Genomic DNA, 21,158 nt, shown 5'->3' with positions numbered 1-21,158 from the left:
CTCCCCTAGTACGCGAACGCCAGGGCGCCGTCGTCCGATTTCTGGGGCAGTACGCCGGGGATCCCACCTCTGACGTACTTGCGGATCAGGTAGAACTCCACGACCGCCAGCACGCTGTAGACCGTGGTGAGCGCGATGAGCGAGGTCAGGATCTCCGCGGGCGAGATGCCGCTCACCGCCTGCGCGGTGAACATCCAGACACCGTCCACTCCGGTCGGGTTGGGCACCACCACGAACGGCTGCCGCCCCATCTCGGTGAAGATCCAGCCGAAGCTGTTGGCCAGGAAGGGAGTCGCGATGCCGGCGAGGCCCAGTACCGGGAACCACCAGCCGGTGGGCGTCCGGTTCCTGCGCGTCAGCCACAGCATGAAGACACCCAGGCCGGCCGAGATCCCGCCGAACCCGATCATCAGCCGGAAGCCCCAGTACGTCACCGGAAGCGCCGGCACGTAGTCGATGGGCTTGCCGCTGAGCTCGCCCAGCTTGGGATCGACCGGGTAGAACTCGCCGTACTTCTGCTGGTACAGCGGGACGAGGTCCTGGATGCCCTTGACCTCGCTGCTGAAGTCGTTGTGCGCCAAGAAGCTCAGCAGTGCGGGCACGGTGATGCTCTTGACGTTCTCGCAGTCGGGCCGAGCGACGTCGCCGTACGCGAAGATCGAGAAGCTCGCCGGTTGCTCGGTGTGGCACAACGCTTCCGCGGCCGCCATCTTCATCGGCTGCTGCTCGAACATCAGCTTGCCCTGCAGGTCACCGCTGATGCTCAGCGCCGCGAACGCGACCACGCCGACCCAGGTGCCGAGCTTGAGCGAGCTGCGCCAGACGCGTTCCTCTTCCGACTTCCTGTACAGGTGCCACGCGGCGATGCCCACGAGGAACGCGCCGGACACCGCGAACGCCCCCGCGATCGTGTGCGGGAAGGCCGCGAGCACCGTGTTGTTCGTCAGCACGTCCCAGATCGAGTTCAGGCGCGGACGGCCGTCCTTCATCACGATGCCGACCGGGTGCTGCATCCACGAGTTGGCGGCGAGGATGAAGTACGCGCTGGCCATCGTGGCGAGTGAGAACGCCCAGGCGCAGGCCAGGTGGACCTTCTTCGGCAGCTTGTCCCAGCCGAAGATCCACAGGCCGAGGAACGTCGACTCGACGAAGAAGGCGACGATCCCCTCCATCGCGAGCGGCGCGCCGAACACGTCACCGACGAACCGCGAGTAGGCGCTCCAGGCCATGCCGAACTGGAACTCCTGCACGATGCCCGTCACGACGCCCATGGCGAAGTTGATCAGGAGGAGCTTCCCCCAGAACTTCGTCATCTTGTAGTAGCGCTCGTCGCCGGTGCGCACCCACGCGGTCTGCATCCCCGCCACCAGCAGGGACAGGCCGATCGTCAGCGGCACCATCAGGAAGTGGTAGACGGTGGTGATGCCGAACTGCCACCGCGCGAGTTCGAGTACGTCCACGATTCAGAGCCTAGGTCTGGATCATCGGCACCATCAGGTACGACGGTCCCGTCCCTGCTCGGGACCAAGGTCCCGTGCGCGAAGTCACGCCTTCTGGGTGACATGCGTCGGTTACGATGTGTGCGCCAGAGGGGAGTAGTTCCCACCGGAGTTCGCAGCCGGTGGCGTGGTGATCGACATACTGATCCGCCTTCGAGCAGATCCGGTCCCACACCCGACTTGCGCGGGCGAACGAGACCTCCGGCCAGGCTGCAGTATGCCTGGTCGGGGTCTGTTGCGCCTCCGTCCGGGCCCGTACTCGGACGTGGAGGAACCTCTTGGCCACCTCATTGCTCGCGTTCATCACCGCGTTCGCGGTGGTGTTCCTCGTCGAGCTCCCGGACAAGACCATGGTCGCGACCCTGGTGCTGACCACGCGCTACCGCGGGTGGCCGGTGTTCGTGGGCGTGATCTCGGCTTTTGCCGTGCAGACGGTGGTCGGTGCGGCGTTCGGCTCGGCCATCACGCTGCTTCCCGACCGTCTCGTGGCCGGGATCGTGGCCGTGCTGTTCGGCGTGGGCGCGTTCTTCCTGCTCAAAGAAGGGTTCTCGCGCGACGAGGACTCCGCTGACGAGGCCGGAACGCGTGCTGACGTGCCGTTCTGGCGGGCGGCGCTGACGTCGTTCGGCGTGCTGTTCGCGGCCGAGTGGGGTGACGCGTCGCAGCTCGCGACGGCCGGCATCACCGCTCGGTACGGGGCGCCCCTGATGGTCGGCCTCGGAGCTTGGCTGGCCCTGGTCGCCGTGGCCGGGCTCGCGGTGCTGGTGGGGCGGAAGCTCGCCGGACGGCTGCCGACGCACTGGATCCAGCGGGTCGCCGGGGTGATCTTCGCGGTGTTCGGCGTGATCGCGCTGACGCAGGTGTTCTGAGGGTTTACCAGACCGGTCGCAGGCCTGGCTGGTCGTCGCCGTGGACGTGCTGCAGGTACTCGGCGAGGCCGGTCTTGATGGTGTCGAGCGTGGTCTCCCCGATCGCCTCGGCCATCTCGTGCTCGAGGTCTGACCACAGGTTGTCGGCGAACTTCAGGTAGTCGCGGCCCTTGGTGGTCAGCGTGACGTACTGCGCGCGCTTGTCCGTGGGGTGAGGTTCCCTGAGCACGTAGCCCCACTCGTCGAGCTCGTTGACGATCTTCGCGGCTGCCTGCTTGGTGACGCCGAGGTGCTGTCCGATGTCGACGGTCGTGGCGCGCTTCTCCTTGAGGAACCGGAAGACGTAGCCGTGTGCGGGCCGCAGCGGTTCCAGGCCGATCTGCCTGAGACGGTCGTGGAACTGGTCGCCCATGGCGCGGTACGTCATCGCCAGCAGCATCGGCACCGGTTCCATTTCACTCCCCTAGTAGACAACCTGGTTGTCCATATTCTATGGTTAGACAACCAAGTTGACTACATGGAGGTTGTCTTGCTGGTTACGGGGGATTCCGTCGAGCCGTTCGAGTTCGGCGGGTTCGAGTTCAGGCCCTTCGCCTCGCCGTCGCGGGGCAGCACCGAGATCGCGCTGTGGACCGTGGACGTGCCGGAAGGTGGCGACCCGACGCCACACCGGGCGTCGAAGGAGGAGGTCTTCTACGTGCTGTCCGGGTCGGTGACGATCCAGGGGCAGACCGCGAAGGCAGGTGACGTCATCGTGGTGGCGCCGAACACCGAGCTGTCGCTGACCGGTGGCCCGGCTCGGGTGCTGGTCGCGACCTCGGTGGGGATCATCGGCACCTTGGCGGACGGGACGACCGTCACGCCGCCCTGGGCCGCCTAGTTGGCGGGCGAGCCCTCCTCCGGAGGGTCCGCCTCGGTGTCCGGGACCTCCTCGCGGAGGTCGCGGGCGATCTTCTTGGCCTCGTCGATGAGCTCTTGGGACTCGTCGAGGCGTTCTTCGTCCGGTGCGGTCACGGTGCTGGGATCGGCGGGTTCGCCGGTCGCCAAACTCATCAGGCTCCGGACGTGGGCCGCGAGGCGTTCCGCTATCTCGGGGTCCCATTCGTCGTCGGCCGCAGGCGCGGGTGCTTGGCCCGCGACGACGTGTTCGCCGAGCAGGCGCCGCTCGGCGGGCGTGAAGTCGGTGATGGCGCGGCGGAGCAACGGCAGCGCGTCGTCGAACGCCTCGCCGCGCAGGCCCGTCAGCCACTCGTCGATGAGGCCGAACAGCCTCGGGTCGGCCGCCAGCAGGGTGGCTGAGCCGCGGAGGAAGCCGGCGACGAACGCTGTCGCGACACTGCGGTGCAGTCTTGCCGCCACGTCGTCGCTGGTCAGCTCGCCCGCTTCCCAGAGCAGGCGGGTGGCTCGGCCCGTCGGGAGACCGTGGGCTTCTGCTTTGACGAGCGCGTGCAGGGCTCGCCACCAGGTCTTCTGGTGATCGTCGTCGGCGGCCAGGCGAGTGGCCTCGTGGGCGCCGTCGACGATCTGGAGTGCGTTCTCCGCGGTTTCGTCGTCGATGTTGCGGCAGGCGATCGGGAGGCCGACCGCGCCTCTGGTGAGGAGGCCGTGGAGGGCGACTCTGAGGAGTTCCGGGTCGGTGCCGCGAACCGAGCCGTAGCGGACCGTCCTGGCCAGGTCCGGCAGGGCGGCGAGGAGTTCCAGGGCGTCGGTGGCCATGGCTGCGCAGCGGTCGAGGGCGTTGCGGGACTCGATGACGGCCTTGGGGAGCTCGCAACCGACTGCCTTGCTCAGGGTGGCCGCTGCCGTGGCCACCCTGGTCGCGTCCTGGGCTGCTTGAGTGAGGACGTTCTCGGCTGCCGTGTGGACGGTGGTGCCGTGGCGGGCGGCTACCGCGACGGAAACCGCGAAGATCGGGTCCCAGCGGAGTTGCCAGACCTCGGCGAAGGTGCCGAGAGAGTTGGAGCGGTCCGGCTTGCCCCACGGGACGCCGAGAACTTCCAGGCGTTGCAGGAGTTTTGAGCGCTCGCGGTCGGTGTCCTTGCGGAGGTCCAGCTTGAGCTGCTTGGGCTGGACGTCCGCGGGGAGCCGCAGTTTCCGTTGCAGGCGTTGGAGGTCTGCTGCGAGTGGTGATCTCGGGACGGCCTCGCCGACCTCGCCCAGTTGTTCGCCCACGACGAGTTTGCGGTGGACCAGCTGGAGTGGGACCTCGTCGCCGCCGCACAGGACCGCGAGGGCTGCTTCGTTGACTTCACTGAGACCCGCGGACGGGCGTTCCCTCAGTGCGGCAAGGGTTTCCGACAGCCTGACGGCTTCTACCGCGCTCGCCGTCGACGCTGGGAGGTCTTCTGCTCGCAGCACGGCGGCGGCTTTGGCGAACCAGCGCGGGACGACGTCTTCCTGATGCTTCCAGAGGTGGGCGTACCAGCCCGGCGAGTCGACTCCCGCGCCGTAGCCCGACTCGGCCGCCAGCTGACCGTGGCTCCACGGGACCCAGGTGCCGGAGATTTTGCGGCGGCGCATGCCTTTCAGCAACGCGGTGTCGTTCGCGACGGTCGGCTTCTGGAGGAGTGCCGGGACGTGCCAGGCGCCGCAGACCACGGCGATCGGGCCGTCGGTCTCCTTGCGCGCCTTGCGGATCGTCTGGCGCATGAACGCTTCTCTTCTGAGGGTGCGTTCACCTACTTCTGCTTCGAACTCGTGGCGCACGGCGACCATGGCTTCAGCGATGGCGTTCGCCAGGTCGATCGGGTCCGACTCGCTGTGCTCGACGACGTCTTCCCACCAGCGTTCCGGGTCGTCGAACCCGGCCGCTTCAGCCAGCAGGCCGATGGGGTCGACGTTGCCGCTCGGGCCGTCGTCGCCGATCGAGCTTGCCGCCGGGAGGTCGAAGAAGCGTGCTGGGATGTCGTTTTCGTCGGCGTAGCGGAGCGCCTGCCACTCCGGGGAGAACTCGGCGAACGGCCAGAACGCGGCGTTCTCGGGCTCGGCCTCGTCGTGCAGCAGGATCGCGACGGGCGGCGTGAGGGCGTGGACGTGCTCGAGGAGTGCGTCGGCCTCGGGTGGTCCTTCGATCAGGATGAGCGCTGGACGGGTTTGTTCGAGCGCTCGTTTGACCATCCGGGCCGAGCCGGGGCCGTGGTGCCGGATGCCGAGGAGGACCGGCCCAGCGTCCAACTCAGTCACCGCTGGCGTCCAGGCAGGCGCGGTAGAGGTCACGCCACTCGGCGCGCTCCTTCAGCACCGTCTCCAGGTACTCCTGCCACACCGTCGCGTCCGACACGCGGTCCTTGATGATCGACCCGATGAGCCCGCTCGCCAGCTCGTCCGCACCGAGCGTGCCGTCGCCGAAGTGGCCGGCGAGCGCCATGCCGTTGGCGATGACCGAGATGGCCTCCGCCGTCGACAGGCTGCCGCTGGGCTTCTTCAGCTGCGTACGACCGTCCACAGTGGATCCGTTGCGCAGCTCCCGGAAGATCCTGACCACGCGGCGCACCTCGTCGAGTGCGGGCGGCTCGGCCGGCAGCTGGAGCGCCTTGCCGAGCTGCTGCGCGCGGGTGATGACGATCTCGACCTCGGCGTCCTCGGTGGCGGGCGGCGGCAGCACCACGGTGTTGAAGCGCCGCGCGAGCGCACTCGACATCTGGTTGACGCCGCGGTCGCGGTCGTTGGCCGTGGCGATGACCGTGAAGCCCGGCACGGCCTGGACCTGCGTGTTCAGCTCCGGGACCGGCAACGACTTCTCGCTGAGGATGGTGATGAACGAGTCCTGCACCTCGGACGGCATGCGCGTCAGCTCTTCGACCCGCACGACCGCGCCACTCTGCATGGCTTTGAGCACGGGACTCGGCACGAGTGCCTGCTCGCTCGGACCCTCGGCGATGAGGCGGGCGTAGTTCCAGCCGTAGCGGACCTGATCCTCGCTCGTGCCGGCCGTGCCCTGGACGACCAGCGTCGAGTCGCCGCTGATGGCCGCCGCGAGGTGCTCGGACAGCCACGACTTGGCCGTGCCCGGAACTCCGACGAGAAGCAGCGCGCGGTCCGTGACCAGGGTGCCCACCGCGACCTCGACGAGCCGCCTGGCGCCCACGTACTTCGGCGTGATCACGGTGCCGTCGGCGAGAGTGCCGCCGAGGACGTAGGTGACGACGGCCTGCGGGGACAGGTTCCAGTTGGGCGGCCGCTGACGGTCGTCCTGGGCCGCGACGGCTGCCAGCTCGGCGGCGTACTGCTGTTCGGCCGTCGGCCTGAGCACGGCGGTCACTGGGCCTCCTGGATTGCGTTGCCTTGGTTCGAAGTGTGCTGGTGCGGTCAGGCGGTGTCGTTCGCGGGGTCGGCGGCGAGCGGGCCGGGGGTGGAGCCGGCGGCGGGAGAGGGTGGCTGGGTGGAGCCGGACGGCTCGGTGGCTGGGCGCGGCTCGGTGGCGGTGCGCGGCTCGGCGGACAGAGTTGTTGGGTCGGTGGCTGCCGGGTCCGTGGCTGCCGGGTCGATGGCTGCCGGGTCGATGGCTGCCGGGTCGATGGCTGCCGGGTCGATGGCTGCCGGGCCAGTCGCCACCGGGTCCGTGGCGGTGCGCGGCTCGGCGGACGGAGTTGGTGGGTCGGTCGCCGCTGGGTCGGTGCCAGCTGGGTGCGTGCCAGCAGGGCCGGTCGCTGCTGGGTCCGTGGCTGCTGGGTCCGTGGCTGCTGGGTCCGTGGCCGCTGGGTCCGTGGCCACCGAGTCCGTGGCTGCTGGGTCCGTCGCAGCCGGGCCGGTCGCTGCAGGAGCGGTTGCCGTTGCGGTGGTCGGTGTTGGGTCGGGTGGGGCGAACGACTCGCGGAGGCGGATGCGCAGGCGGAGGACTTCCAGTTCCAGCGAGTTCTCGGGCCAGCGGCGGGTCAGGCCCTCCCAGTTGGCGCCGAGCAGGTCGGCGTTGCCTCTGGCCAGGAGGACGGCGGGTGGGCGGCCTGCCCGCCAGCGCGGGTCTGGGAGGGCGGCGTAGCGGTGCAGCAGGGCCCTGGTGGTTTCTGGGGACCACGGTGCTGGGAGTTGGGCGCAGGCGTGGTCCAGCAGGTCGTAGTGCCAGTTCACGGAGACGGCCACCACCGCCTGCTCGGCCACTGAGGCGGGGAGGGCGGCCAGCATTTCCAGCTGTTCCATGCCGGTGAGGGTTTCGGCGGCGGCCACTGCCCACGGGCGGGGGTCGGTGGCGGCGGCCAGTTGGTCGGCTATGCCCCGCAGCAGTGCGCCTGCCCAGGGGCCGCGGCGGAGGACCTTGGCCGCGCCTCGGTCGTCGGTCGACAGGCGGGTGGTCCAGTAGGACGGCGGGACGCTCGCGGCGGCCGCTCGGATTCGGCCTGCCACGCCCTTCTCGGAGCCGTCGCGCATGAGGTCGCGTAGTTCGTCGGCATCAGGCTGGGTGGTCCAGAGTTCGGCGGTCTGGACGTCGAAGCCGTCGGCGGTGAGGCGGAGGCCCTGACTCAGGCGGGCGGCGGCTCTGGCTGACAGGGCTGAGGTCGGGAGTTTGCGGAGCAGGCGCAGGGCCTCGTCGTGGACGGCGGAGGCCCGGTCTTCGAGCGCGGTTTCCAGCAGCTCCTCGTCGGCCGGGCCCAGGGCCGTTTCCAGGGCGCTGATCAGGACCTGGCGGTCGGCCGAGCGGCGGGAGGCCTCGAACTCCGCGGCGATGAAGGCACCAACGCCATGAGGGTCGGACTTGCGTTTGCGGCGCAGGGCTCGGACCCGTTGGGCGCTCGGGAGGTCGAGGACCTCGGCGAGCGGGACCTCGTCGACCAGCGGAGCGGTGCCGGACGCCCAGGACCAGCCCGGGCGGGTGCCGGCGAGCCAGCGGCCACGGGTGCCGAGGACCTCGACGACTGCCGCGCGCAGGCCTGGGCGGGCGGTGCCGAGGGCCAGCAGGGCGGGGAGCATGCGGTGTTCTGCCACCACGTTGTTGGCCTTGGCCAGGGCGCACCACTCCGTGAGGAGGACCTCGTCGTCGACGCTCATGATCGCTTCGAGGACGGCGCGGGCCGCGGGGCGCGGCAGGAGAGCGACCTCCGGCGGGGCCGGAGCCAACGGCTCGGCCTCGACCTCCTGGGGCAGGGTGGCGCCGAACGCGGCCACACCCAGCGCAGCGCAGGACGACAGCAGGTCTGTCGGGGAGCCGCCGCCGCGAGCGGTTCCGATCAGGAGCTCCTGGACGGTCTTGGACCACTCCGCCTTCACGCCGCCACCTCCGAAGGGCGCTGAGAGGCCCGCTGACGGGTTGTGGTCACGCGACCACCTCCAGGGTGCCGTCGACCGTCACGGCGCCCAGGCGGAGAGCGTGGCCGTCCCAGAGGCCCCACGCATCGAAGGGCGAGCCGCCCGTCAGCGCCAGCGCCATGTCGAGGCCGCTGTCGTCGCGGACCGGGAGGCCGAATCCGCCCGAGTCGACCAAGGAGGTGCCGCACAACCGGACCGAGGCGCAGCCGAGCGGGAACAGGCGTTGCCACGGGTCGGCCATCAGCATCGGTTCGAGCGAGGCCAAGGACGAACGCCACGAATCAGGAGCCGGCACAACGGCAGGCGCGCGGGAGCCGGCCAGTTCGCCCAGAGCCACTCGATCAGACCCCGGATAGAAGTGCACCAGAGCCGAGGACTCCTGACCGTGCGGGAGCAGCGGTACCGGAGCACCTACCGCCGAATGGCGAATGGCCACCACCCAGCGGCCGGAAGCGCGGCCCCAGCACCACTGGCGCACGGTGCGGACACGGCCGTCGTCGGTCTCCAGGCGCAGCAAGGCCACCCAACGGTCTGACACACCTGGCGTCGCCCGAACGGTTTCTTCCGGGATCGTCACGCCCAGGCGGGAACGCGGCTGCACGAAGCACAGCAGGTGCAAGCCGCCCAAGCGGTCGGCCACGTCCGAAGTCCAGCGCGGACCAGACCGAGCCACGATCTCCTGGATCTCCGACACCGCCGCGGCCACGCCGGGCACCTGGGCGTCGATCATGCGAGCCACGAACGCCTGCCACCAGGAAGCGGGACGGCCGGGCAACGACGCCACGCCGGCCGAAGCCACGTCCAGCAGCCAGTCGCGCAGGCCGTCGATGCCCGACGACATCGCGGCCGCACGGCGATCAGCCGTCTTCTCCCGCGCCCGCAACCGACGAGCCACGGCTTCCGGGGACGAGTCGAGCTCGCGCGCCGCCCGGCGAGTCGTCCACTCCTCCACCCAGTCCGGCGGAAGGGCGTCCGGGATGTCGAGCTCCTGCAACGAAACAGCGTGCTTGCAGGGGAACTTGCGAGACGGGCACGTGCACTTCGCCGAGCCCGCCGCCAGGTCGACGCACACGCGGTACGGCACCGAGCCCGAACCCGTGTAGAGGCCCCACAGCACCGGCAGGGCCTTGCCCAGGCCCTGCCAGCGCATCGGAACGGCTCGTGTCCTCACGAAACCAAAGTAGCGAGGACCCCCGACAGAAAATCAGGCCGGACCGCGACGGGCCCACGTCCAGGCATAAGCCGGATCCTCACACGCCTCCGCCGCCTCGCCCAGCTCCAACGGGCGGAACGTGTCCACCATGACCGCGGTCTCGTCGAAGTAGTCCACACCCAGGGAAGCCTCGACAGCTCCTGGCTGCGGTCCGTGCGTGCAGCCCGACGGGTGCAGCGACATCGAGCCGATCCCGATCCCCGAACCCTTGCGCGCCTCGTAGTTGCCGCCGACGTAGAACATCAGCTCGTCGGAGTCGACGTTCGCGTGGTTGTACGGCACCGGCACGGCCAGCGGGTGGTAGTCGACCTTGCGCGGGCAGAACGAGCACACCACGAAGTTCGGCCCCTCGAACGTCTGGTGCACGGGCGGCGGCTGGTGCACGCGGCCGGTGATCGGCTCGAAGTCGCGGATGTTGAACACCCACGGGTACAGGTGCCCGTCCCAGCCGACGACGTCGAACGGGTGGTTCGCGTAGGTGAACTTCGTGAGCCCCGCACGATGCCGCACGAGCACGTCGACGTCGGTGCCCTCCACCAGCAACGGCGACGAAGGCCCGCGGATGTCCCGCTCGCAGTACGGCGAGTGCTCCAGGAACTGGCCCTTCGCCGACAGGTAGCGCTTGGGCGGCCCGATGTGCCCGGTCGCCTCCAGCACCAGCAACGACATCGGCGACGACGGCACCACCCGGTAGGTGCACGAAGTCGGCAGCACGACGTAGTCGCCGTCCGCGACCTCGAGAGCCCCGTAGATCGTCTCGATCACCCCGGCCCCGGACTGCACGTACAGCAGCTCGTCACCAAAAGCGTTGCGGTACAACGGAGAAGGCGCGGAAGCGACCACAAAACCAATGGTGACGTCCGCGTTCCCGAACAGCTTCCGCCGCCCGGTCACCGCGTCGACGTCGTCAGAAGCCCAGGTCAGATCCTGCGTCTTGAACGCCCGCGGCTTCAGCGGCAGGTTCGGGGCGACGCCGCCGCGCTCGTCCTTCACCGTCTCCGCGTTCACGATCGCGGTCGGCAGGTGCCGGTGGTAGAGCAGGGCCGAATCAGCCGAGAACCCCTCGACCCCCATCAGCTCTTCCGCGTAGAGCCCACCGTCCGGTTTGCGGAACTGGGTGTGGCGCTTTCGGGGGATCTCTCCCACCTGGCGGTAGTAGGCCATGAGCGTTCTCCGGGTCCCTTCAAAGCGTCCGACTATCGGACATCTTTGTTCACTTACCGATACCCAGCTAGCGTGTCAGCCGTGTCAAGCGCTGTCGAACTCCGTGCGCCCGGTCCGCGCGGTACTCCGCCCCTGCTCGCGAGGCTTGTGGACGATGCCGCGCTGTTCCCTCCGGGGAACGCGTCGATGCCCGACGCGGTGCGCGGTCACCTCGACGGGAGAGTCGGCGAGTGGTCTGGCGTCATGGGACTTTTCCTGTGCCCCGCGTCCCGTCTCGCCGAGCTGATCACCGAGCTGATCAAGGTCAAGCCACCGAAGCCGATCGCGCTGAGCCTCGTGATCGACACGGGTCTCGGCGGCGTGCCGAAGGCCGTGTCCATCGTCGAGAGCAGAAGTGAGCTCCTGGCGCTGCGCATGGTCGAGATGCCCGCACCGTCCGATGTGGACGAGGTGTGGCTCGAGCGCGTGTCCGAGTTCGTGCCCGAGGACGTCATCCGCGTCGTGGAACCCCGTCGTGGCGGTCCCGAGTGGCTCGACGGCGTCCGCAGGGTGATCGAGCACGGCAGCTGGCCCAAGCTCCGCTGCGGTGGTCTCAGCACCGAGAACTTCCCCAGCGTGGACGAGGTCGCGGACTTCCTGTCCGTCGTCAGCGGTGGCGGCGTCGCGTTCAAGGCGACCGCGGGCCTGCACAAGGCCGTCCGCTACACCGACGAGCAGAACTTCACCCACCACGGCTTCCTGAACCTCCTCGTCGCCACGGCCCGCTCCCTGAGCGGCCGCGACGTCCGCGAGGCACTGGCGAGCACCGACGCCGAGGCGCTCACCGCCGAAGCCAAGGCGCTCAGCGACCAGGCCGCGCACGCCGTCCGCGGCGTCTTCGCGAGCTACGGCTCGTGCTCGCTCGCCGAACCGATCGCCGACCTCGAGGGGCTTGGACTGTTGTGAGCTGGATCAGCGACCCGAACTTCACCGAAGACCAGCCGTTCGGACCGCAGACCCTCCCCTACGGCGTCGTCGACGGGGGCGTGGCCGTCCGCGTCGGCGACCAGGCGTTGCTCCTCAAGAGCCTCGCGCTGGGCAAGTGCAGCGAGTACGTCCAGGGCGACTCGCTCGACCCGCTGCTGAAGGCCGGCCGTCCGGTCTGGAGCGTTCTGCGCGCCAAGCTCAAGGAGATCGTCACCGCGACCTCCGCGCCGAAGGGTGCCGAGCTGACCGGCATCGAGTCCGCCAAGCTGCCGTTCACCGTCGGCGACTACGTGGACTTCTACTCGAGCAGGCACCACGCCGAGAACGTCGGGAAGATGTTCCGCCCGGACGGCGACGCGCTCACCCCGAACTGGACGCACCTCCCGATCGGCTACCACGGCCGCGCGGGCACGGTGTACGTCTCGGGCACGGAGATCGTCCGCCCGAACGGCCAGAAGCGCGGCAGCGAAGGCCCCAAGTTCGGCCCGTCCGAGCGCCTCGACATCGAGGCCGAGGTCGGGTTCGTCTGCGGTGGTCCGCAGGCCGCGAACGTGTCCACGAGCAGGGCCGCCGAGCACGTCTTCGGCGTCGCTCTGGTCAACGACTGGTCCGCGCGCGACATCCAGGCGTGGGAGTACCAGCCGCTCGGGCCGTTCCTCGCCAAGTCGTTCGCCACGTCGATCGGCGCGTGGATCACGCCGCTCGAAGCGTTCTCAGTTGCACGCGTCCCGACGCCGCCGCTGCCGAACAAGTTGCACGACTACCTGGCCACCGATCAGCCCTGGGGCCTGGACATAACGATCACGGTGGAGCTCAACGACACCATCGTCGCGCGGCCTCCGTTCCGGGAGATGTCGTGGTCATTTGTGCAACAGCTGGCGCACATGACGGTCAACGGGGCTACCGTTCGCCCTGGTGATCTGTTCGCCTCGGGCACGGTCTCGGGACCGGAGAAGGACGAGCGCGGCTCGTTCCTCGAGCTCAGCTGGGGCGGCAAGGAACCGTTCAAGCTCGACGACGGCTCCACGAGGTCCTTCCTGGAGGACGGCGACACGGTCAGGCTGACCGCGACCGCTCCCGGTGAAGGCGGCTCCGTGGTCGGTCTCGCCGAGGTGGTGGGAACAGTTCGGAGTGCGTGATGGTCGGAGCGACGAAGGAGAGCTCGCTGACCCTGGAAAGGGGTCTGGCGCTGCTCCAGGCGGTCGCTGAGGCGGAGTCCGAGGCACCGTCGATCTCGGAGCTCGCCAACGCCATCGGCGCGTCCAGGGCCGCGGTCTACCGGCTTCTCGTGCCGCTGCAGGCGCGCGGTCTCGTGCGCCGGGAAGGCTCGAAGGTCCGGCTGGGCCTCGGCGTGCTGAGGCTCGCGTCCAACGTCCTCCCCCAGCTCCGCATGGCCGCCAATCCCGCGCTCCGAGAGCTCGCGGAGAAGGTCGGCGCCACCGCGCACCTCACCGTCGCGGACGGCAGCGAGGCCCAGGCCGTCGCGGTCGTCGAACCGTCGTGGACCGCTTTCCACGTGGCGTACCGGGTGGGTTCGCGGCACCCGGTGCACCGCGGGGCGGCCGGCAAGGCCATCTCGCAACCCGTCGACAGCTGGGTCGTCTCCACGGGCGAGCTGCAGCCCAACGCGTACGGCGTCGCGGTCCCCGTCCGCGGGGTCCCGGGGCTGCGCGCCTCAGTCGGCGTTGTGGCGCTGGAAAAGCTCGATGCGGACGTGGTCGGCCCGCACGTCATGCGTGCCGCCGAAGAAGTGGCGGCGGCGCTCAAATGACCGAGGAGCGGCTCCGGCGGTGGCGGCTCCTGTTAGGCCCCAGCGCGGAAGACGTGGCGCAGCTCGGCGATGACGACCAACGACGCGATGGCGCGCTGACGGGTCTCTACGGCGGTGGCGGCGATCGCGGAGCCGGTCTGGGCGCGAGCTCACCGCAGCTGCACCGCTGGCTCGGCGACGTCCGCAAGTACTTCCCGACGTCCGTGGTCCAGGTGATGCAACGGGACGCGGTGGAGAAGCTCGGCCTCAAGCAGCTCCTGCTCGAACCCGAACTGCTGCAGTCGGTCGAGCCGGACGTGAACCTCGTCAGCACCCTGCTGCAACTCTCGCGCGCCATCCCCGCCCGCACCCGCGACACCGCGAAAGCCGTGGTGCGCCAAGTGGTCGAGGACATCGAGAAGCGCCTCCAGGATCGGCTCGTCGAGGCCGTCCGCGGCGCTGTCGACAGGTCCAGGCGCACCAGAAGGCCGCAGCTGCAGGACGTCGACTGGGCGACGACGATCAAGGCGAACCTCAAGAACTACCAGCCACAGCACAAGACCGTCATCGTCGAGGACCTGATCGGCCACCGCCGGCGCAGCCGCACGGCCGCGATGCGGGACGTGATCCTGCTCGTCGACCAGTCCGGCTCGATGGCGGACTCGCTGGTGCACGCGGCCGTTCTCGGTTCAGCGCTGGCGTCCATCCGCTCGATCTCGACGAAGCTCGTCGTGTTCGACACCGAGGTCGCGGACCTGACCGACCAGCTCAGCGACCCGGTCGACCTGCTGTTCAGCGCCCAGCTCGGCGGCGGCACGGACATCAACCGCGCGGTCGCGTACGCGCAGACCCAGGTCCGCAGGCCCACCGACACGGTCGTCGTGATCATCAGCGACCTGTACGAGGGCGGGTCGGAGACCGAGCTGCAACGACGGGTTCGCGAACTGGTCGCGAGCGGCGTCACGGTCGTGAACCTGTTGGCGCTCAGCGACTCCGGCACCCCGGCCTACGACCACGAGCTCGCGGCCAAGCTGCACGCCCTCGGCGCACCCGCGTTCGCCTGCACCCCGGACAAGTTCCCCGAACTGCTGGCGGCCGCGCTGCGCAAGGACGACCTCACGCAGTGGGCGGAGTCCGAAGGCATCGCAACGGGCCGTTAGCGGTCCACGACCCGTCCACGCACCAGGAACGCCAGCCCGCGCGTCATCGCCACGAGCCGTCCGCGTTCGTCAGGGCCGGCGATCCACACCCGACCGGTGTGCCGCACCAGCACGCGCGCGCGTTCGGGCAACTCGGGCAGCCGCAGATTCTTCTCCGAGTCGTGCACCTTCAGGTACGCCTGCCGCCCGATCCGCCGGCCAGGCACGAAACTCACCGACACCGGACGGAACGGAAAACGCTCGATCAGCTGCAACGTCCCCCGTCGCTGGAAGAAGTGCCGCAACCCCGGCGCGGCCAGCTCCAGCGCCACCGGGACGGCCAGCACGGTGAGCCACAGCCAATGGATCATCAGCACGCCGCCGAACGCGACGACCGCGAAGATGATGTGCCCGACCGCACGCCGATCCGCCCGCGCCAGGCAGGTCTCGGTCCAGTTCTCCACACCGGTTTTGTGGATCATCTCTGCACTCGCGCCGGAATCAGCTGCGGCACCCCGCGAAACGTGACCACGGTGTTCCCGGCCGAGTCCGGCGGCACGAACCACACGCGCCGGTGGCGAGCGATGCGTCCGCGGAGGAAAGGCCCTACGCGCAAGGTCAACAGAAGCGGCGGCGACGACAACACGACGAGACGCCCTCCTTCCCACTGCACATGGGCGAAATGCCACGGTTCACCCTCCGGTAAACGCACCGGACGGCGACGTGTCACCACCCAGAGCACAGCTGCGGCGAAGAAGAGCAGGAGCAGCGCCACCGGAGATGACCACGACCACACAAGTACCAGCACGAACTGGAGAACGAAGGCCGACGCGGCGAGAACGGTCCACATCAGGGCACGACGACTCGATCGGTCGACACAGTGCCGCGTCCACCGATCGTCCAGCGCCGTCACCTCGGTGGAAGGCTTGTTGGGCACGACCACCTGTCAACCGTACAGGTGAAGCTTCCCATGGCGAGCGCAGCTAAGTTAGGCTTGCCTAACCTTCGAGGAGGTGGACGGTGACCGACACCCAGACCAAGCGCCCACCGGCGCCGCACGCCGCCGAGCGCGCTCGCACGATCGCGGCTCGCGGTGGTCACGCCGCCCTGCTTCCTCAGGCCGGATCCCGCACCAGTCCGTTGTTCCACCACGTGCACCCGTGCGGGACGACGATCTTGCTGCTCGCCGACGAACACCCGCTGGTCGGGCAGTTGTGGCAGACGCCGCGCACCGAGGTGACGGCGATGCTGGAGATCGCCGACCAGGCTCCGGTGCCGTTGCGCGAGCCCGTCCGCGGTCTGCTGTGGCTCACCGGCTGGGTGACCGCGCTGGACGGCCAGGAGGCGCGCGACGAGATCCTCGCGGTCGCCGACGCGCGCCCCGACCACCGGCTGCTGGACGCGGGGCACGGTGCCTCCGTGCTGAGGCTCACACCGGCGTCGCTGGTGATCGCGGACGCCGAGGGCACGTCGTCGATCCGGCCGGAGCAGTTCGCGAGCGCGGCGCCGGATCCGTTCTGCCGCAACGAGGACCACTGGCTGCGGCACCTGGAGGCTGCGCACCGCGACGTCGTCGGGCAACTGGCGCGCCACCTGCCGGAGGAGCTGCGGAACGGGAACGTGCGGCCGCTCGGGCTCGACCGGTTCGGGCTGCGGCTGCGGGTCGAGGCGGAGTGCGAGGACCACGACGTGCGGATCGCGTTCTCCAAGCCGGTCAGCACGCCGCAGGAGCTCGCCGGGGAGCTGCGCCGGTTGATGGGCTGCCCGTTCCTGTCCCAGAGGTAGCCTCGCGCGGGTGACCTTGATTGCCGACGACCAGAAGCGCGGTTACCAGCTCGAACTGCTGATCGTCTTCAGCATGACGCTGGGGTTGTCCGGTCTGCGCAGCCTCGTGCGGCTGATCGACAGCCTGCTGCAGCCGACCCCGCTGAACCAGCAGTCGGTCGCGATCAACGTCCCGCAGGCCAAAGCCGACCTGCTGGACCTCATCGCCCAGCTGCTCGGTGTGCTGCAACTCGCCGCGTGGGGCGGCATCGGCCTGTACCTGTTGTGGCGCACCGGGATCAAGCTCAAGGTCATCGGTCTCGACGGCACCCGCAAACTCGCCGACTCGCTCGGTGCGCTGGGGCTGGCCGCGATCATCGGCATCCCCGGTCTCGCGTTCTACTTCGCCGCGTGGGGGCTCGGGCTCAACCTGGCCGTGCAGCCGTCCACTCTGGACAGTCAGTGGTGGATGAGCGCGGCACTGATCCTCGCCGCCGCCGGCAACGCGTGGGCGGAGGAGGTGCTCGTCGTCGGGTACCTGATCACGCGGCTGGAGCAGCTGGGGTGGCGGAAGTACACGGCACTGCTCGCGGCGGCCGTGCTGCGCGGCTCGTACCACCTCTACCAGGGCTTCGGCGGGTTCGTCGGCAACCTGGTCATGGGCCTGGTGTTCGGCTTCTACTGGCAGCGAACCCGCAGGTTGTGGCCGTTGGTGATCGCTCACACGATCCTCGATGTTGTCGCGTTCATCGGTTACACAATGTTGCGCGGCAAAGTGAGCTGGTTGCCTTAATGATTCGCCGGTAGAGCTGAATATTCCGCACCATTCGTTGCGATTTCGAGGTCTACAGCGGCGATTTGTGCTGTTCAGGGTTACGCTCGTTCGGTGACTGCGCACACGATCGCTGAGACGGAAGCAATCCCGGACGCCGCGCCCCGCGTGGACAGCGAGGTCGGCCCGCTGCGCACGGTGCTGCTGCACCGGCCGGGCAACGAGCTCAAGAGGCTCACCCCGCGCAACAACGACCAGCTGCTCTTCGACGGCGTGCCGTGGGTCGGCCGCGCCCAGGAGGAGCACGACGCGTTCGCCGCGACGCTGACCGCACGCGGAGTCGAGGTCCTGCTGCTGGCGGACGTGCTCACGCAGGCACTCGAGGACAACCGGGCGCGCATCGCGGGCATCCACAGCGCGGTCAACGAGCGCCGGCTCGGCATCGACCTGGCCGACGCGTTGCGCAGCCACCTCACCTCGCTGCCGGCCCCGCAGCTGGCGCAGGCGCTGATGACCGGCATGACGTTCGAGGAGCTGCCCGCCGCCGAGGGTGCGTCGCTGGTGCGCAAGATGCACCTGCCGATCGACTTCGCCGTCGACCCGCTGCCGAACCTGCTCTTCACCCGCGACTCGTCGGTGTGGGTCGGCGATCGCGTGGCCATCACCTCGCTCGCGCTGCCCGCCCGCGACCGCGAGACGACGCTCACGGACCTGATCTACGCCTACCACCCGCGGTTCCGCCGCACGGGCCGCGCTTATGGCGCCCACTCGGCTCCGTTGGAAGGCGGCGACGTGCTGCTGCTCGCGCCGGGTGTGATCGCCATCGGCGTCGGCGAGCGCACCACCCCGGCGGGCGCCGAGTCGTTCGCACGCTCCGCGCTGGCGGACGGTCTGGCGCACACGGTGCTGGCGGTGCCGATCGCGCAGGAACGCGCCACGATGCACCTCGACACCGTCTGCACGATGGTCGACCGCGACGCCGTGGTGATGTACCCGGCGATCAGCGACAACCTGTCCGCGTACCCCGTGCGCTCCGACGGCAACGGCGGCGTGCGCGTCGACGGCCCGGTGCCGTTCCTGGAGGCGGCGGCCGAGGCGATGGGCATCGAGCGGCTGCGGGTGATCGACACGGGCCTCGACCCGGTCACTGCCGAGCGCGAACAGTGGGACGACGGCAACAACACGCTGGCGGTCGGCCCCGGTCTGGTCGTGGCGTACGAGCGCAACGTTGAGACGAACGAGCGCTTGGAAGCCAACGGCATCGAGGTGCTGCGGATCGCGGGTTCGGAGCTGGGCTCCGGTCGCGGTGGTCCCCGCTGCATGTCGTGCCCGATTGACCGCGCGCCATTGGTGTGATCGTTAGGAACGCCTAACCTTTGTTTGGATCACCTTTCCAAACAAAGGTTAGCTTTTCCTCGAATGCGAAGATCACCGTTCTGGGATAACGTACTCCGCATGGCCTCGAACGTGAAGAAGATCCTGTCCAAGAAGTCGAAGTTCCACGAGCTCCTGCAGGCTCAGGTCGGCAACGAGTTCTCCGCTTCGCAGCAGTACATCGCCCTCGCCGTGTGGTTCGACAACGAGGACCTCCCGCGCCTCGCGTCGCACTTCTACAAGCAGGCTCTCGAAGAGCGCAACCACGCGATGATGATCGTGCAGTTCCTCATGGACAACGACATCGCGGTCGCCATTCCCGGCACCGAGACGCCGATCAACGAGTTCAAGACGCCGCGCGACCTCGTCGACCTCGCCCTGCGCCAGGAACAGCAGGTCACCGACCAGATCGTCGCGCTCGCCAGGGCCGCCCGCGAGGAGAGCGACTACATCGGCGAGCAGTTCATGCAGTGGTTCCTCAAGGAACAGGTCGAGGAGGTCTCCTCGATGAAGACGCTGCTCACGATCATGGACCGCGCCGACGGCAACATGTTCTACGTGGAGACGTTCCTCACCCGCGAAACCGTGGGCGACGAAGGCGGCGACGCCGGCGCGCCGACCGCCGCCGGTGGCGCGCTCTGAGTTTTTCCTTCGCACGCACGAGTGCCTGAAATACGGGCCCGCCTCACCTTCACGGGTGCGGCGGGCCTTTTCGGTTCAGCCGCGCCGCTTGCCGCGTGAGGTATTCCCGCTCGGCGAGGTTCGACGCTTTCCCGGCGGCCTCGACGTAGAGCTCGGCCGCTGTTCGCTCGTCGCCGTCGCGTTCGTGGAGGTATGCGGCGACGGCCGTGTAGCGGGGCAGTTCCGGGTCGAGTTGTGCGAGTGCTTTCAAGCCAGCGCGCGGACCGTCGGCTTCTGCGAGTGCGACCGCGCGGTTGAGCCGCACGATCGGGCTGTCGGTCAGGTTCGCGAGCTCGTCGTACCACTCGACGATCTGCACCCAGTCGGTTTCCTCGGCCTTGGGAGCGTCGGCGTGCAGCGCCGCGATGGCCGCCTGGGCCTGGAACTCGCCGAGCTGGTCCTTCGCCAGGGCGTTCTGCAGGATGTCGACGCCCTGCGCGATCAGCCTCGTGTCCCACTTCGCGCGGTCCTGCTCCGCGAGCGGGATGAGGCTGCCGTCCTGCGCGGTTCGACCGGCCCTGCGGGCGTGGTGCAGCAGCATGAGGGCCAGGAGGCCGGCCACCTCGGGGTGGTCGATCACGGTGGTGAGCTGCCGGGTGAGCCTGATCGCCTCCGCGGCGAGGTCGACGTCGCCCGAATAGCCCTCGTTGAAGACCAGGTAGAGGACGCGCAGCACGGTGGCGACGTCGCCCGGCTGGTCGAACCGCACGTCGCCGACCGTCTTCTTGGCCCGGCTGATGCGTTGCGCCATCGTCGCTTCCGGCACGAGGTAGGCCTGGGCGATCTGGCGCGTCGTCAGTCCGCCGACCGCTCTGAGCGTGAGCGCGACGGCCGACGACGGCGTCAGTTTCGGGTGTGCGCAAAGGAAGTAGAGCTGGAGCGTGTCGTCGGTGCCGCTGACGGGTCCCTGTTCCGGCTCGGTGTGCTCCTCACGGCGTTTCCGCGCCGTTTCGGCTCTCGTGGCGTCGATGAACTTGCGCCACGCCGCCGTGACGAGCCAGCCCTTCGGATCACGCGGCGGGTCCTCCGGCCAGACCCGGATCGCCTCGATCAGCGCGTCCTGCACGGCGTCCTCGGCCGCCGCGAAATCGGCTCCGCGGCGGACGAGGATCCCGAGCACAGCCGGGGTGAGGCTCCTGATCAGTGCTTCTTCCACGTCACTCCGTGATCGTCGGCGCGTTGCCGTAGAACGGCCGGACCTCGAGCCACTCGTGGATCGGCTTGCCGTCCTTGCCCGGTGCCGCCGACAACTCCCCCGCGAGCTCGATCGCGCGCTCGTAGCTGTCGACGTCGATGATCATCCACCCCGCGATGAGGTCCTTCGTCTCCGCGAACGGCCCGTCGGTGACCGGCGGCTTCCCCTCACCGTCGTACCGGACCCACGCACCGGCCATCTCGAGCGCCTGCCCGTCGACGAACTCGCCGGTGTCCTTGAGCTTGTCGGCGAAGTCGTTCATGTACTGGATGTGCGCCGAGATCTCGTCCTGGGTCCACTGGTCCATCGGCACGTTGTTCACCGGTGCCGGGGCGCCGCGGTAGTGCTTGAGCAGCAGGTACTTGGCCATCTCGGGTGTCTCCCTCAGTGCTGTTGCGACCCATCCTGGCCGCTTTCACCACGGGGACGGAGCTGTTTGCCGCTTCTCGACATCGCGTCCCAAGATTTTTTCGCCTAGACGGCTGATTCCAAGGGGTCGGCTCTGTTGGCGTCTGCAAGTACCGCCAACTCT

General features: G+C 69.0%; 21 protein-coding genes and 1 pseudogene. 11 read left to right on the top strand and 11 right to left on the bottom strand.

Annotation, left to right across the window (positions count from 1 at the left end; translation table 11 throughout):
- Positions 1-5: 5 nt before the first annotated feature.
- Positions 6-1,460: a cytochrome ubiquinol oxidase subunit I gene (locus UK23_RS07845; protein WP_045310721.1), complete on the bottom strand. Its 1,455-nt coding sequence runs from the start codon at positions 1,458-1,460 to the stop codon at positions 6-8.
- Between the two features lie 329 nt (positions 1,461-1,789).
- Here UK23_RS07845 and UK23_RS07840 point away from each other — a divergent pair, with 329 nt between their 5' ends.
- The gene (locus UK23_RS07840; protein WP_045310720.1) at positions 1,790-2,368 is read left to right on the top strand and encodes a TMEM165/GDT1 family protein; all 579 of its coding nucleotides are present in this window, start codon (positions 1,790-1,792) and stop codon (positions 2,366-2,368) included.
- A gap of 4 nt (positions 2,369-2,372) precedes the next feature.
- On the opposite strand, the gene UK23_RS07835 is transcribed toward UK23_RS07840, so the two are convergent.
- On the bottom strand, positions 2,373-2,822 hold the full coding sequence (locus UK23_RS07835) for a MarR family winged helix-turn-helix transcriptional regulator (protein ID WP_045310719.1): 450 nt from the start codon (positions 2,820-2,822) through the stop codon (positions 2,373-2,375).
- A 63-nt stretch (positions 2,823-2,885) separates the two neighbouring features.
- On the opposite strand from UK23_RS07835, the gene UK23_RS07830 reads away from it, so the two are divergent.
- A complete protein-coding gene (locus UK23_RS07830) occupies positions 2,886-3,248 on the top strand; it encodes a cupin domain-containing protein (protein WP_045310718.1) in 363 nt (120 codons plus the stop codon).
- Here UK23_RS07830 and UK23_RS07825 read toward each other — a convergent pair.
- Together UK23_RS07825 and UK23_RS07820 are read right to left on the bottom strand one after the other, a co-directional pair.
- Positions 3,245-5,551 carry a DUF5682 family protein gene (locus UK23_RS07825; protein WP_052684454.1) on the bottom strand — a complete coding sequence of 769 codons (2,307 nt, stop codon included), beginning with the start codon at positions 5,549-5,551 and terminating at the stop codon, positions 3,245-3,247. The two genes, UK23_RS07830 and UK23_RS07825, sit on opposite strands and share 4 nt — an antisense overlap.
- Positions 5,544-6,629, bottom strand: coding sequence for an ATP-binding protein (locus UK23_RS07820; RefSeq protein ID WP_196777652.1), 1,086 nt, complete (start codon positions 6,627-6,629; stop codon positions 5,544-5,546). Before UK23_RS07820 ends, UK23_RS07825 begins: the two co-directional genes overlap by 8 nt.
- A gap of 35 nt (positions 6,630-6,664) precedes the next feature.
- On the opposite strand from UK23_RS07820, the gene UK23_RS54950 reads away from it, so the two are divergent.
- A complete protein-coding gene (locus UK23_RS54950) occupies positions 6,665-7,468 on the top strand; it encodes a Cys-every-fifth RiPP peptide CefA (protein WP_419503872.1) in 804 nt (267 codons plus the stop codon).
- A gap of 201 nt (positions 7,469-7,669) precedes the next feature.
- Here the strand turns inward: UK23_RS54950 and UK23_RS54945 are convergent.
- The 3 genes and pseudogenes from UK23_RS54945 to UK23_RS07805 form a co-directional block, all read right to left on the bottom strand.
- A pseudogene (locus UK23_RS54945) lies at positions 7,670-8,272 on the bottom strand (DUF5691 domain-containing protein); the annotation flags it as partial.
- Between the two features lie 343 nt (positions 8,273-8,615).
- Entirely contained in the window at positions 8,616-9,779 is a 1,164-nt protein-coding gene (locus tag UK23_RS07810) for an SWIM zinc finger family protein (RefSeq protein ID WP_156212922.1), read from the bottom strand.
- Between the two features lie 33 nt (positions 9,780-9,812).
- A complete protein-coding gene (locus tag UK23_RS07805) occupies positions 9,813-10,985 on the bottom strand; it encodes a homogentisate 1,2-dioxygenase (protein ID WP_045310715.1) in 1,173 nt (390 codons plus the stop codon).
- 81 nt (positions 10,986-11,066) lie between these two features.
- Between UK23_RS07805 and UK23_RS07800 the strand changes: the two genes are divergently transcribed.
- The 4 genes from UK23_RS07800 to UK23_RS07785 are packed head-to-tail and all read left to right on the top strand — an operon-like array spanning position 11,067 to position 14,861.
- On the top strand, positions 11,067-11,930 hold the full coding sequence (locus UK23_RS07800; protein WP_082114501.1) for a hypothetical protein: 864 nt from the start codon (positions 11,067-11,069) through the stop codon (positions 11,928-11,930).
- Positions 11,927-13,090 (top strand): fumarylacetoacetate hydrolase family protein, encoded by a 1,164-nt coding sequence (locus UK23_RS07795; RefSeq protein WP_045310714.1) that lies wholly within the window; start codon positions 11,927-11,929, stop codon positions 13,088-13,090. The genes UK23_RS07800 and UK23_RS07795 overlap by 4 nt, the downstream gene beginning before the upstream one ends.
- Complete coding sequence (locus UK23_RS07790; RefSeq protein ID WP_045310713.1) at positions 13,090-13,722, top strand: IclR family transcriptional regulator; 633 nt, start codon at positions 13,090-13,092, stop codon at positions 13,720-13,722. The genes UK23_RS07795 and UK23_RS07790 overlap by 1 nt, the downstream gene beginning before the upstream one ends.
- Complete coding sequence (locus tag UK23_RS07785; protein WP_045310712.1) at positions 13,719-14,861, top strand: VWA domain-containing protein; 1,143 nt, start codon at positions 13,719-13,721, stop codon at positions 14,859-14,861. Before UK23_RS07790 ends, UK23_RS07785 begins: the two co-directional genes overlap by 4 nt.
- Here the strand turns inward: UK23_RS07785 and UK23_RS07780 are convergent.
- Together UK23_RS07780 and UK23_RS07775 are read right to left on the bottom strand one after the other, a co-directional pair.
- A complete protein-coding gene (locus tag UK23_RS07780) occupies positions 14,858-15,322 on the bottom strand; it encodes a hypothetical protein (protein ID WP_045310711.1) in 465 nt (154 codons plus the stop codon). The genes UK23_RS07785 and UK23_RS07780 overlap by 4 nt on opposite strands.
- Positions 15,319-15,783 (bottom strand): hypothetical protein, encoded by a 465-nt coding sequence (locus tag UK23_RS07775; protein WP_045310710.1) that lies wholly within the window; start codon positions 15,781-15,783, stop codon positions 15,319-15,321. The genes UK23_RS07780 and UK23_RS07775 overlap by 4 nt, the downstream gene beginning before the upstream one ends.
- A gap of 77 nt (positions 15,784-15,860) precedes the next feature.
- Between UK23_RS07775 and UK23_RS07770 the strand changes: the two genes are divergently transcribed.
- From UK23_RS07770 to UK23_RS07755, 4 genes are all read left to right on the top strand, one after another.
- The gene (locus UK23_RS07770; protein ID WP_045310709.1) at positions 15,861-16,625 is read left to right on the top strand and encodes a DUF2470 domain-containing protein; all 765 of its coding nucleotides are present in this window, start codon (positions 15,861-15,863) and stop codon (positions 16,623-16,625) included.
- Positions 16,626-16,698: 73 nt separating this feature from the next.
- Positions 16,699-17,397: a CPBP family intramembrane glutamic endopeptidase gene (locus tag UK23_RS07765; RefSeq protein ID WP_082114500.1), complete on the top strand. Its 699-nt coding sequence runs from the start codon at positions 16,699-16,701 to the stop codon at positions 17,395-17,397.
- A gap of 147 nt (positions 17,398-17,544) precedes the next feature.
- Positions 17,545-18,732 carry an arginine deiminase gene (locus tag UK23_RS07760; protein ID WP_045310785.1) on the top strand — a complete coding sequence of 396 codons (1,188 nt, stop codon included), beginning with the start codon at positions 17,545-17,547 and terminating at the stop codon, positions 18,730-18,732.
- A 99-nt stretch (positions 18,733-18,831) separates the two neighbouring features.
- Positions 18,832-19,392, top strand: a complete 561-nt coding sequence (locus UK23_RS07755) for a ferritin (RefSeq protein ID WP_045310708.1) — start codon at positions 18,832-18,834, stop codon at positions 19,390-19,392.
- A gap of 49 nt (positions 19,393-19,441) precedes the next feature.
- Here UK23_RS07755 and UK23_RS07750 read toward each other — a convergent pair whose 3' ends face one another.
- On the bottom strand, positions 19,442-20,587 hold the full coding sequence (locus UK23_RS07750; RefSeq protein WP_045310707.1) for an RNA polymerase sigma factor: 1,146 nt from the start codon (positions 20,585-20,587) through the stop codon (positions 19,442-19,444).
- 1 nt (position 20,588) lies between these two features.
- Positions 20,589-20,996, bottom strand: coding sequence for a YciI family protein (locus UK23_RS07745; RefSeq protein ID WP_045310706.1), 408 nt, complete (start codon positions 20,994-20,996; stop codon positions 20,589-20,591).
- Positions 20,997-21,158: the final 162 nt, after the last annotated feature.

It is taken from the genome of Lentzea aerocolonigenes, from assembly GCF_000955955.1.
Classification (GTDB): Bacteria; Actinomycetota; Actinomycetes; order Mycobacteriales; family Pseudonocardiaceae; genus Lentzea; species Lentzea aerocolonigenes_A.
This window is presented reverse-complemented; position numbering and strand designations above follow the sequence as displayed.

Excerpts from the sequence above, each read along its gene's own strand:
- UK23_RS07785 (WP_045310712.1), top strand. The coding sequence starts at position 13,719 with ATGACCGAGGAGCGGCTCCGGCGGTGGCGGCTCCTGTTAGGCCCCAGC.
- UK23_RS07765 (WP_082114500.1), top strand. The coding sequence starts at position 16,699 with ATGACGCTGGGGTTGTCCGGTCTGCGCAGCCTCGTGCGGCTGATCGAC.
- UK23_RS07745 (WP_045310706.1), bottom strand. The coding sequence starts at position 20,996 with ATGGCCAAGTACCTGCTGCTCAAGCACTACCGCGGCGCCCCGGCACCG.
- UK23_RS07780 (WP_045310711.1), bottom strand. The coding sequence starts at position 15,322 with ATGATCCACAAAACCGGTGTGGAGAACTGGACCGAGACCTGCCTGGCG.
- UK23_RS07755 (WP_045310708.1), top strand. The coding sequence starts at position 18,832 with ATGGCCTCGAACGTGAAGAAGATCCTGTCCAAGAAGTCGAAGTTCCAC.
- UK23_RS07830 (WP_045310718.1), top strand. The coding sequence starts at position 2,886 with ATGGAGGTTGTCTTGCTGGTTACGGGGGATTCCGTCGAGCCGTTCGAG.
- UK23_RS07790 (WP_045310713.1), top strand. The coding sequence starts at position 13,090 with ATGGTCGGAGCGACGAAGGAGAGCTCGCTGACCCTGGAAAGGGGTCTG.
- UK23_RS07835 (WP_045310719.1), bottom strand. The coding sequence starts at position 2,822 with ATGGAACCGGTGCCGATGCTGCTGGCGATGACGTACCGCGCCATGGGC.
- UK23_RS07805 (WP_045310715.1), bottom strand. The coding sequence starts at position 10,985 with ATGGCCTACTACCGCCAGGTGGGAGAGATCCCCCGAAAGCGCCACACC.